The organism is Frankia sp. AgPm24 (assembly GCF_023243055.1).
GTDB classification, from domain to species: Bacteria; Actinomycetota; Actinomycetes; order Frankiales; family Frankiaceae; genus Frankia; species Frankia umida.
On the sequence record NZ_JALKFW010000138.1, the window covers coordinates 17,737 to 27,309 of the forward strand.

8 protein-coding genes and 2 riboswitches are annotated in these 9,573 nt (G+C 70.3%); of the genes, 6 read left to right on the plus strand and 2 right to left on the minus strand.

Going from position 1 to position 9,573, the window contains the following annotated elements; genetic code table 11:
* Positions 1–102: 102 nt before the first annotated feature.
* Positions 103–1,407: a Na+/H+ antiporter NhaA gene (gene nhaA, locus MXD61_RS06085; RefSeq protein ID WP_248811847.1), complete on the plus strand. Its 1,305-nt coding sequence runs from the start codon at positions 103–105 to the stop codon at positions 1,405–1,407.
* A gap of 60 nt (positions 1,408–1,467) precedes the next feature.
* On the opposite strand, the gene MXD61_RS06090 is transcribed toward nhaA, so the two are convergent.
* Positions 1,468–2,658, minus strand: coding sequence for a HoxN/HupN/NixA family nickel/cobalt transporter (locus tag MXD61_RS06090; protein WP_248811848.1), 1,191 nt, complete (start codon positions 2,656–2,658; stop codon positions 1,468–1,470).
* 289 nt (positions 2,659–2,947) lie between these two features.
* Positions 2,948–3,310 carry a hypothetical protein gene (locus MXD61_RS06095; protein ID WP_248811849.1) on the minus strand — a complete coding sequence of 121 codons (363 nt, stop codon included), beginning with the start codon at positions 3,308–3,310 and terminating at the stop codon, positions 2,948–2,950.
* Positions 3,311–3,584: 274 nt separating this feature from the next.
* A riboswitch (cobalamin riboswitch) is annotated at positions 3,585–3,755 on the plus strand.
* 12 nt (positions 3,756–3,767) lie between these two features.
* On the opposite strand from MXD61_RS06095, the gene MXD61_RS06100 reads away from it, so the two are divergent.
* The 5 genes from MXD61_RS06100 to MXD61_RS06120 all read left to right on the plus strand — a co-directional run bounded on the left by MXD61_RS06100 (position 3,768) and on the right by MXD61_RS06120 (position 9,432).
* Positions 3,768–3,986, plus strand: coding sequence for a CbtB-domain containing protein (locus MXD61_RS06100; RefSeq protein ID WP_248811850.1), 219 nt, complete (start codon positions 3,768–3,770; stop codon positions 3,984–3,986).
* A gap of 195 nt (positions 3,987–4,181) precedes the next feature.
* A riboswitch (cobalamin riboswitch) is annotated at positions 4,182–4,373 on the plus strand.
* Positions 4,374–4,534: 161 nt separating this feature from the next.
* Positions 4,535–5,722 carry an ABC transporter substrate-binding protein gene (locus MXD61_RS06105; protein ID WP_251079504.1) on the plus strand — a complete coding sequence of 396 codons (1,188 nt, stop codon included), beginning with the start codon at positions 4,535–4,537 and terminating at the stop codon, positions 5,720–5,722.
* Positions 5,723–5,873: 151 nt separating this feature from the next.
* The gene (locus MXD61_RS06110) at positions 5,874–6,860 is read left to right on the plus strand and encodes an iron ABC transporter permease (protein WP_251079505.1); all 987 of its coding nucleotides are present in this window, start codon (positions 5,874–5,876) and stop codon (positions 6,858–6,860) included.
* On the plus strand, positions 6,860–8,875 hold the full coding sequence (locus MXD61_RS06115) for an ATP-binding cassette domain-containing protein (protein ID WP_248811853.1): 2,016 nt from the start codon (positions 6,860–6,862) through the stop codon (positions 8,873–8,875). The genes MXD61_RS06110 and MXD61_RS06115 overlap by 1 nt, the downstream gene beginning before the upstream one ends.
* The gene (locus MXD61_RS06120) at positions 8,872–9,432 is read left to right on the plus strand and encodes a hypothetical protein (RefSeq protein WP_248811854.1); all 561 of its coding nucleotides are present in this window, start codon (positions 8,872–8,874) and stop codon (positions 9,430–9,432) included. The genes MXD61_RS06115 and MXD61_RS06120 overlap by 4 nt, the downstream gene beginning before the upstream one ends.
* The last annotated feature ends 141 nt before the right edge of the window (positions 9,433–9,573 follow it).

Sequence of the window (9,573 nt, forward strand, 5' to 3'; positions counted from 1 at the left end):
GGTGCGCATGTCCTGGTCGATCCGACTACGGTAAGAAGCATTGGTGCGCCGGGAAGTCTGGTCGGCAGCGTGTGACCTGACCCCTCGGCTAGGAGTCCCAACATGAGTCAGACCCCGCCTCGCCGGTTCAGCGTGTTCGATCGCAGGTCGTGGCCCGAGACCCGTCGCATCGCCGCGATCCTGCGCCAGGAGACCATCGGTGGCGCGCTGCTGCTCGCGGCCACGGTCCTGGCCCTCGCCTGGGCGAACTCACCGTGGTCGGAGTCCTACCAGTCGATGCTGTCCTACCAGGTCGGCCCGTCCTGGGCGCACCTGAACCTCACCCTGGCCCAGTGGACCGCCGACGGCCTGCTGGCGATCTTCTTCTTCGTCGCCGGGCTGGAACTCAAACGCGAGTTCGTCGCCGGGGACCTCCGCGACCCCCGACGAGCCGCCGTCCCAGTCCTCGCCGCCGTCGGTGGCGTGGCCGTCCCGGCCATGCTGTACACGCTGGTCAACCTCGGCGGTGACGCCGCACGCGGCTGGGCGATCCCGACCGCCACCGACATCGCCTTCGCCCTGGCGGTGCTCGCGGTCATCGGCCGGCATCTGCCATCCGCACTGCGGACCTTCCTGCTCACCCTCGCGGTCGTCGACGACCTGATCGCCATCGTCATCATCGCCATCGTCTACACCCGGGATCTCCGCGTCCTCCCGCTGCTGGGCGCCCTGGTGCCGCTGGCGGTGTTCACCCTGCTGGTGCAACGCCGGGTCCGTTCATGGTGGCTCCTGCTGCCTCTGGCCGCCGCCACCTGGACACTCGTCCACGCCTCCGGCGTGCACGCCACCGTCGCCGGCGTGCTGCTGGGCTTCGCCGTGCCGGTGGTACGCAGCAAGCGCGCCGGTGGACCCGACGCGGGCCCCGGGCTGGCCGAGCACTTCGAACACCGCTGGCGACCCCTCTCCGCCGCGGTGGCGGTACCGGTCTTCGCGTTCTTCTCCGCCGGAGTCACCATCGGCGGCCTGAACGGACTCACCGACGCGCTCTCCGACCGCGCCGCCGTCGGCATCGTCATCGGCCTCGTCGTCGGAAAACCACTGGGCATCATGACCGCCACCTACCTGGTGGCCCGCTTCACCCGCGCCACCCTCGACGACGGGCTGGCCTGGGTCGACGTCCTCGGCCTGGCCGTCCTCGCCGGTATCGGATTCACCGTCTCCCTGCTCATCGGCGAACTGGCCTTCGGCACCGGCAGCACACGCGACGACCACGTCAAGATCGCCGTCCTGACCGGCTCCCTGCTCGCCGCCCTGCTGGCCGCCGTGGCCCTGCGCCTGCGTAACCGTGTCTACCGCCGGATACAGGAAGCCGAAACTGTCGACCGCGACCACGACGGCATCCCCGACGTCTACCAGGACCCAGCCTGACCGACAGCCAACCGAACCAGTACGCCCCACCCATCCCGGCCATCCCGGGCGACAGCATGGTCAGCTGGTTTCGGCGGGCTGGGTCGATTCGCTGGGGAGGTTGGCGGTCCAGCGTTCCTCGACGCGGCCGAAATACCAGACAGCGAGCGCGATGGCCCAGGCGAGGAAGAAAAGGCCGACGATGCCGTAGCCGGCGTAGTCGAGGTTGATGTTGGCGATCCAGGCGAACGGCCCGGACTCGATCGTGAACCGGTCAGCAAGGACACCGACAAGTTCGATCGTGCCGATAACGAGCGCAACGATCACCGAGATGGTGGTGATGGTCAGATTGTAGAACACCTTGCGAACCGGACGGGCGAATGCCCAGCCGTAGGCGGCGTTCATGAACACACCATCAATGGTGTCCATGAGACACATACCGGCGGCGAACAGGATCGGCAGCACAAGGATCGAGTAGAAGGGCAGGTCGAACGCCGCGGCGCCGCCGGCGAGGACGAGCAGGCCAACCTCGGTCGCGGTGTCGAATCCGAGGCCGAACAGCACACCGATCGGGTAGATGTTCCACGGCTTGGTGACCGTCCTGGTCAGGCCACCGAGGAAACGGTTCATAAAACCGCGGGAGTCCAGCCGTCGCTCGAGTTCCTGCTCGTCGTAGTGCCCGTTCCGCATCTCGCGGAAGACCTTGACGATGCCAAGCAGAGCGGCGAGGTTCAGGATCCCCAACACCCACAGGAAGACACCTGAGACCGACGGGCCGATCACGCCGGTGATGGTGTGAAGCCTGGAGGAGTCGTCCTCGACCGGCCCGACCAGGGACTTGATACCGACCGAAAGCAGGAACGCGAGCGCGAAGACGATCGTCGAGTGGCCGAGGGAGAACCAGAACCCGACCGAGAGCGGTCGGCGTTGCGGGCCCGCACCTTCGGCTTCCCGCGCCGTGTTGTCGGCGATGAGCTTACGAGTGGTGTTGTCGACAGCGGCGATGTGGTCGGCGTCGAAGGCGTGGCGGAGTCCGAAGGTATAGGCCAGGACGCCGACCCCGGCGGTGAACACCGGATGGTCGCCGCCGAGATGGTAGCCATGCGGGGTGACAAGGGTGAGCAGAACGACAAATCCCACCACGTGCAGCAGGACGATAAACGCGGTCATCCCCGCCAGGGACCGCTTGTCCGCCCCCGTGAGGCTGTGCCGGAACCGGGCCAGCCGCCTCGGCAGGGACGGCTCGCCGACGCCGGGGGATGGGTGGGCCACCAGAGGTCTCCTCACTGCGGGGAACAGGCTCGACGCGGGCCCAGGAGGGAATGGTGTCAACGGCCACGCGGAAGCAGGACCCACATCGCTCGGCTGGATCGGCGAGTGGTCCGTGTCGTGACTGCGGGGCACCGGATCGGACAGGTCAGCCGGAGGCGCCGGAAGGGCTCCGTCGACCCGCCGGCATCAACACAGATGCAACTATGTCGCTCTTGCAAGGATGTTGCAACTGGCATGATGTGGGGCCGACCGCGCTGGTTTGGCTGATGGGGCGCCGTCAGGCGGCCCATCAGCGCTCGCGGCGTCCATAGATGGCAAGCGTCGCGGGGCCGACGACGTCCAGCCCGGGGATCGCCGCCAGATGCGCGACCGCGCCGGGAGCGGGTTCGGCCGGGCTCCGCGATCTCGCGCAGCGTGCCGCAGCTGGTACACACGACATGCAGATGGGGCTGCTCGGCCGCCCCAGGGCGGCTGCTACGTCAGCGATGAGCTGCCGCAACCGCGCCTGTTCGTCGCGCAGGATGTGGCCGCGGCTGGTCTCGGCGCCGAACTGGCGCCGGCTGGCCTGCAGTCGCTCGTACTCCGCCCAGGGGACAGTCGCGAATTCTTCGTCATCGTCGACCGGCCGTCGGGGCTTCACAGTCTCCGCCACAGCTTCTCTGGTGTCCGGGCGATTACCCATTCGGATGAAATGTAACTCTCAGTGACCTAATCATGGCAGGTGAGCCGCACAGGACACGCTCACGTTCCGCACCTCCCGGCTCGCCAGAGTCGGGCACTACCAGACGGTCCTTGCGGGATCCCAGAAGCCCACCCCGCGATGATCGGCCCCAGCCCGGTGGCCGTGGCGCGACCCCAGGGTTCCCGTCGGACCTGCCCGCTCCGGTCACACCGAGCCGGCTGGCCACATTGTCCGTTCTGTTCTCAGTTGTTGACAGGAACCCGGTGGAAACCAGATAATCCGATTGCTTGTGCGAGGAAGCCGGTGAAATCCCGGCACGGTTGCGCCACTGTGACCGGCCCGTCCGTCCTTCGGGGCGGCGGGGCGGGAGTCAGACCCGAGCACCAGCAGTCCGACCAGTCGGGACGCACAATCCCAGGGGGCACCTATGACGACACCCATCGCCGATCCGCAGTCGCGGCATCGGTCGATCTCCTTCCCGCTGACGGCTCGAGCGGCGGCCCTGGGCCTGACCGCGCTGCTGTCGCTGCTACTGCTCTACTTCATCGGAGTCGATCAGGGCGCCACGTCGATGTTCGGCTCGGATACGCATATCCACGAGTTCGTCCATGACGCGCGTCACTTCCTCGGCTTCCCCTGCCACTGAGCAGGGGTTGACGACGCGGATGCGGCGGCGGTCGCGCCACGAGACCGGGCTGGTTTCCCTTCCCGATGACTCGCGTTCTGGCCGGCCATCTCCCTGCTTCGGCATTCTTCCGGCATTTGGTTCACTGACCGGCAGAAATTCCGGGTGATAGCAGCACAATCAGCCAGTACTTCTTGCGGGCAGATAATTTTCAGCATATTTTTGCCATGTCGTGGTGTTCGGGAAGCCGGTGACAGGCCGGCGCGGCCCTCGCCACTGTGATCGGGATTTCCCGGCCTTTTCCACGTCGTCCGCGTGGAGTCACTGGGCTGCTGTTGCGCCTGGGAAGGCGGGCCGGGGAAGGCTTACCCGTCAGCCAGGAGACCGGCCACGGCATCCGAGTGACCCTTCCACGAGGTGTTGGAGAGGCGGTCCGCGTGCGCGCGCCGACATACCTTTTTCTTCCCATCGATGCCGGACGACGCCACCGCGGCGAGCCCGGGAGATCCGATCCGTCCCCTGCGCGGTCGCCGAGGTGGGCGCGCCGCGGCCGTGGTGGCGTCCGGCCGCTGGTCGCCGTCCTCGCCGCGCTCCTTGCCACGGTGTCCCTCGGTGCCTGCGGGGACGACGACCCGGGGTCGGCGGGCGGAACCGACACCCGCGGCTGCATCACCGACTTCAGGCAGGACACCGACTACTTCCCGGTCAAATCGACGTTCAGCCACGCCCGAAACGTCACGATCAGCTATCACCAGAGCTATCAGGTACTCACCGTCAAACAGCCCTACCCGGATGGCCGGCCCGAGTCCTATGTGCTGGTGCACTGCGGCGCGCCCGCGCCGACGCTCACCGGCGCGCTCGGATCAGCGCCACGGATCGAGGTGCCGATCCGCAGCCTGTACTCGGGATCGACGACCCATCTGCCGCTGCTCGTCGACCTGGACCGCACCGACACCCTGACCGGGGTGGCCAGCGCCGCCAGCGTCGTCAACGCCGACATCCGCCGCCTGATCACCGAGGGCAGGGTCACCGAGTACGCCGCCGGCGGGAAGATCAACGTCGAGAAGGTCGTCACCGGCCGGCCGGACGTGCTGATGACCGACGGCACCGACTCACCGGACTACGCCGCCATCCGGCGCGGCGGGGTCCCGGTCGTCGCCAACGCCGAATGGCTGGAGGGCGACCCACTCGGCCGCGCCGAATGGATCAAGGTGATGGCCGCGCTCACCGGCGACGAGGAGAAGGCCGGCAAGGTCTTCGACCGGATCGCCGGCGACTACACCGCGATCGCCGCGAAGGTCAGCGGTGCCGGTCAGCAGCCGGTCGCCGTCCTGCCGGGCTCGATGTACCAGGGCACCTGGTACATGCCCTCGGGCGGCAGCTACGTCGGCAAGCTTCTCGCCGACGCCGGTGCCGGCTACCCGTGGTCGGGCACCCGCGACACCGGCAGCCTGGAACTCGCCTTCGAGGCGGTGTATGCCAAGGCCGGGTCCGCGCCGATCTGGCTCGCCGACGGCGAGTGGAAGACGATCGGCGACGCGACGAAGGAGGACTCCCGTTACGGCACGCTGGCCGCGACCCGCGCCGGCGGCCAGGTGTGGACGAACACGCTGGTGATCGGCCCTGGTGGTGGTAACGACTACTGGGAACGCGGGGTCACCCGCCCCGATCTCGTCCTCGGCGACCTCGTCGCGATCCTGCATCCCGACCTGGCGAAGGACCACCGGTTCGCCTTCTACCGTCGGCTGACCTCATGAGCCGGGCATCGTGACCGCGGGCCTGCCCGCCGGCGGCGTCGTCGTCGATCATCGACTGGCGGTCGACGCACAGGCGACCGGTGCTCCTGCGGCCGTGGCCAGGCGGCGGCCGGTCGGCGCGCTGCTCGGCCTCGCCGTCGCGACCGCGGCGATGTTCCTGCTCGCCGTCGCGGTCGGCTCGGTGTGGGTGCCGTTGCCGGACACCCTGCGGGTGCTCGTCGGCGCGGACCCCACCGATCCACGCTGGTCGGTGGTGATCACACAGGTGCGGCTGCCACGGGCGGCGACGGCGGCGCTCGCCGGTACCGCCCTCGGGGTGGCCGGCCTGCAGATGCAGACCCTGTTCGGTAATCCGCTGGCCGATCCGTACTCGCTCGGGGTGAGCGCCGGGGCGAGCCTCGGCGTCGCCCTCGTGGTCACCGGTGCCGGCGGGTCGGCGGGGGCGTTCACCGCCGGCGCCATCGGTACCGGGCGGGTCGCGGTCGTCGCCGCCGGCGCCGTGGGCGCGGCCGTGGTGCTGTCCGCGGTGCTGCTGCTCGCCCGCTGGGTCCGCTCGGTCGTCACCCTGCTCGTCATCGGCGTCATCGTCGGCGCGGCGGTGTTCTCGTTCATCGGGCTGCTGCTGACCTGGACCGCGCCGCAGCGTGCCCTGCAGTACTGGACCTGGCAGCTCGGCAGCTACTCCGGGGTCTCCCCCGGCGACCTCGTCGTGTTCGCGCCGACGATCGGGGCCGGCCTGCTGCTCGCGCTCGGTTCGATGAAGCCGCTCAACGCCCTGCTGCTCGGGGAGAACTACGCCCGCACCGTGGGGGTGCACGTCCGCCGGCTGCGTACTGTCACCCTGCTCGGCGCATCGCTGCTCGCCGGGACGGTGACGGCGTTCTGCGGCCCGATCAGCTTCCTCGGCATCGCCGTGCCGCATCTGGCCCGCCGGCTGCTCGCCACCGCCGACCATCGTGTTCTGCTGCCCGCCTGCGCGCTCGCCGGGGCGGTCGTGTCGCTGTTCTGCTCGATCGTCGCCCAGGTGCCCGGTACCGGTCTGGCGCTGCCGATCAACATCGTGGCCTCCCTGATCGGCGCGCCGATCGTCATCGCGGTGCTGCTGCGGGCCAGCTCTACCGTCGCGAGAACCGTCTGATGGCCGACGTCGAGCGTCCCGACCCGGCCGACCCGATCGACCCCACCGACCCCGCCGGCCTGGCCAACCCGGCGACGACCGGCGGGCTGCGGCTGGTCGGTCTGACCATCGGCTACCGGCACGGCCGACGGCGCACCGCCGTGCTGACCGGCCTGACCGCGCTCGCCCGCCGCGGCGAGCTCACCGTCCTGCTCGGCCCGAACGGCACCGGCAAATCCACCCTGCTGCGCACCCTCGCCGGCCTGCAACCACCGCTGGCCGGCCGGATCACCCTCGACCGCGCGGACCTCACCGCCCTGACCCCGCGGGAGCGGGCCCGCCGCATCGGCGTCGTGCTCACCGACCGGGTCGACATCCCCCTGGCCCGCGGCCGCGACCTCGTCGCCCTCGGCCGCCACCCGCACACCGACCTCACCGGCCGGCTCACCGACCACGACCGGGAGACCATCGACTGGGCGATCACCGCCGTCGGCGCGAGGCCCCTCGCCGACCGGCTCCTCGACGAACTGTCCGACGGTGAACGCCAACGGCTGTTCGTCGCCCGCGCCCTCGCCCAGCAGCCGTCGGTGATCCTGCTCGACGAGCCGTCGGCCTTCCTCGACGCACCGTCCCGGGTGGCGCTGACCGCACTGCTACGGCGACTCGCCCGCGACCGCGACCTCGCCGTCGTCGTCTCCACCCACGACCTCGAACTCGCCCTGCGCGTCGCCGACGCCACCTGGCTGCTCGACGCAGGCGGCACGCTGCACACCGGGAGCCCCGAGGAACTGATCCTCGACGGCCGCATCGCCGCCACCTTCGACAGCGACGAACTCCACTTCGACCCGATCACCGCCGCCTTCGTCCCCCGCCCCCCGATCGTCGGCACCGCCCGGGTACGGCCCGACCGGGTGGCCGAGCCGACCGCGATGGTCGGCGCCCTCGAACGCGCCCTGCGCCGCGAGGGATGGCAGATCACCGCCACCGGCCCCGTCGACCTGGAGATCGCCCCGATCGCGGCACCCGCCGGGTTCCACGGCGCCGCCGACGGCCTGACCACCTCGTTGCCGGACCTGCCGGCCGCGCTGCGCTGGATCCGTTCCCACACCGCGGCACGGCCCGACAGCGGCTGGTCCACCCGCCACGCCGACCCTGCACACACCACGGCGACCCTCGCGGGCCTGGCCGACGTCGGCCCCTACTTCGCCGTCGAGCTCACGGCCCCGGCCCGACCAGCCACATCGCACGCCCCGGCCCCCTCTGGCCCAACCCCCTCGGGCGCCATGGCTGAAGGTGGTGCGCTGTCGGCGCCGGTCGACGGGTTGTACCGGCCCGGCGGTCCCCTCGCCGCCGCCGTCGACGAGCTCGGTGGACGACTGGGCACCGTCGAGCGGCGCGTCGCCGCGTCCACCCTGTTCCTCGGCTACGCGGCCCGGCTGTGGTCGATCGCCCTCGGCTGCTGGGAACGTGGTGGCACCGTCCCCGGTCTGCCCGCCGACCGGCTCGGAATCATCTCGGTGACCAGTTCACCCATCCGCCTGCTGCTCACCGACCCCGACGGCTGGTCCCCCACCGACCCGGACGATCTCGCCACCGCCGCCAGGCTGCTGATCGCGGCGGTCATCGACGGCCACCTGCGCCCCCTGGCCGCCGCGCTGCGCACCGAGACCCGCATCGCCCCCGGCCTGCTCTGGGGCAACGCCGCCTCCGCGCTCGTCGGCGCCACCCGCATCCTCGACCGCGAGATCACGACCCATACCCACGACGGGCCACAGCAGACCCCCAGCGAGGTCCGCGACCGGGCCCGCCGGCTCGGTCGACTCGTCGACACCGTCCTCGCCACACCGCCGCTGTCCGGCGCCGCCCACTACCGCCACCATGCCGACGGCACCCCGGACCTGACCACCTTCCTGCGCCGAAGCTGCTGCCTCTACTACCGCACCCCGACCGGCGGCACCTGCGCGGACTGCCCACTGACCCACGCACCCGCCGCCGGGCACCCTCGCGGCGGGCGACAGCGAACGGAGAAACCATGACCACCGCGGCCGGCTACCGGACCGTCGAGGAGTTCGGCACCGGCACCCTGCACCTGTTCGAGCTGCCCACCGACGAGCACACCCTGCTCGACATCCTCACCTATCTGTTCACCGAACAGTGGGCCCATATCAGCTTCGGGGTCCTCGTCCAGGGCGCCGCCTGGGAGATCACCACCGAGCAGCCGGCCCGACGGATCTCGATGTACGACGGCTACGCCACCATCGACCTGGGCCGCTGGCACTTCCACCTGTGCATCGGCGAGCACACCGCCAGCGGCCCCGAACTCGGCCGGGCCCGCCGCTGCGCCCGCGCCGAGCTCTACCGCCGCCTCGACCCGGGCGGCATCCCGATGAGCTGGGCCTTCCGCATGATCAACGGCATCGGCGAGCAGATGACGACAGTCTTCCTGCCCAACCCGTTCCTCAGCGACGTCCAGCAGCCACTCGACCCACCCGACTTCACCCGCCTCGCCGCCTGGGACCACCTCCGCGCCACCCACCTCGACCTCGACCCCGACCCGCTCGACCGCACCGGCACCGGCTTCCACCACGGCTGACCACCCGGAGCCGCCCTGCATGAAAGCCGGCCGGTCCGTAACGTGCGGGGCGCACGCACGTTGGCTGAGGTGGTCCCCGTTCTTCGGACAGTGATCCATATGAGGGATAATTGATCCGCGAGCGGAGGAGATCAATGAGTC

Bases quoted from the DNA above. Each gene is read 5' to 3' on its own strand.
- nhaA (WP_248811847.1), top strand. From the start codon at position 103: ATGAGTCAGACCCCGCCTCGCCGGTTCAGCGTGTTCGATCGCAGGTCG.
- MXD61_RS06100 (WP_248811850.1), top strand. From the start codon at position 3,768: ATGACGACACCCATCGCCGATCCGCAGTCGCGGCATCGGTCGATCTCC.
- MXD61_RS06110 (WP_251079505.1), top strand. From the start codon at position 5,874: ATGTTCCTGCTCGCCGTCGCGGTCGGCTCGGTGTGGGTGCCGTTGCCG.
- MXD61_RS06115 (WP_248811853.1), top strand. From the start codon at position 6,860: ATGGCCGACGTCGAGCGTCCCGACCCGGCCGACCCGATCGACCCCACC.
- MXD61_RS06120 (WP_248811854.1), top strand. From the start codon at position 8,872: ATGACCACCGCGGCCGGCTACCGGACCGTCGAGGAGTTCGGCACCGGC.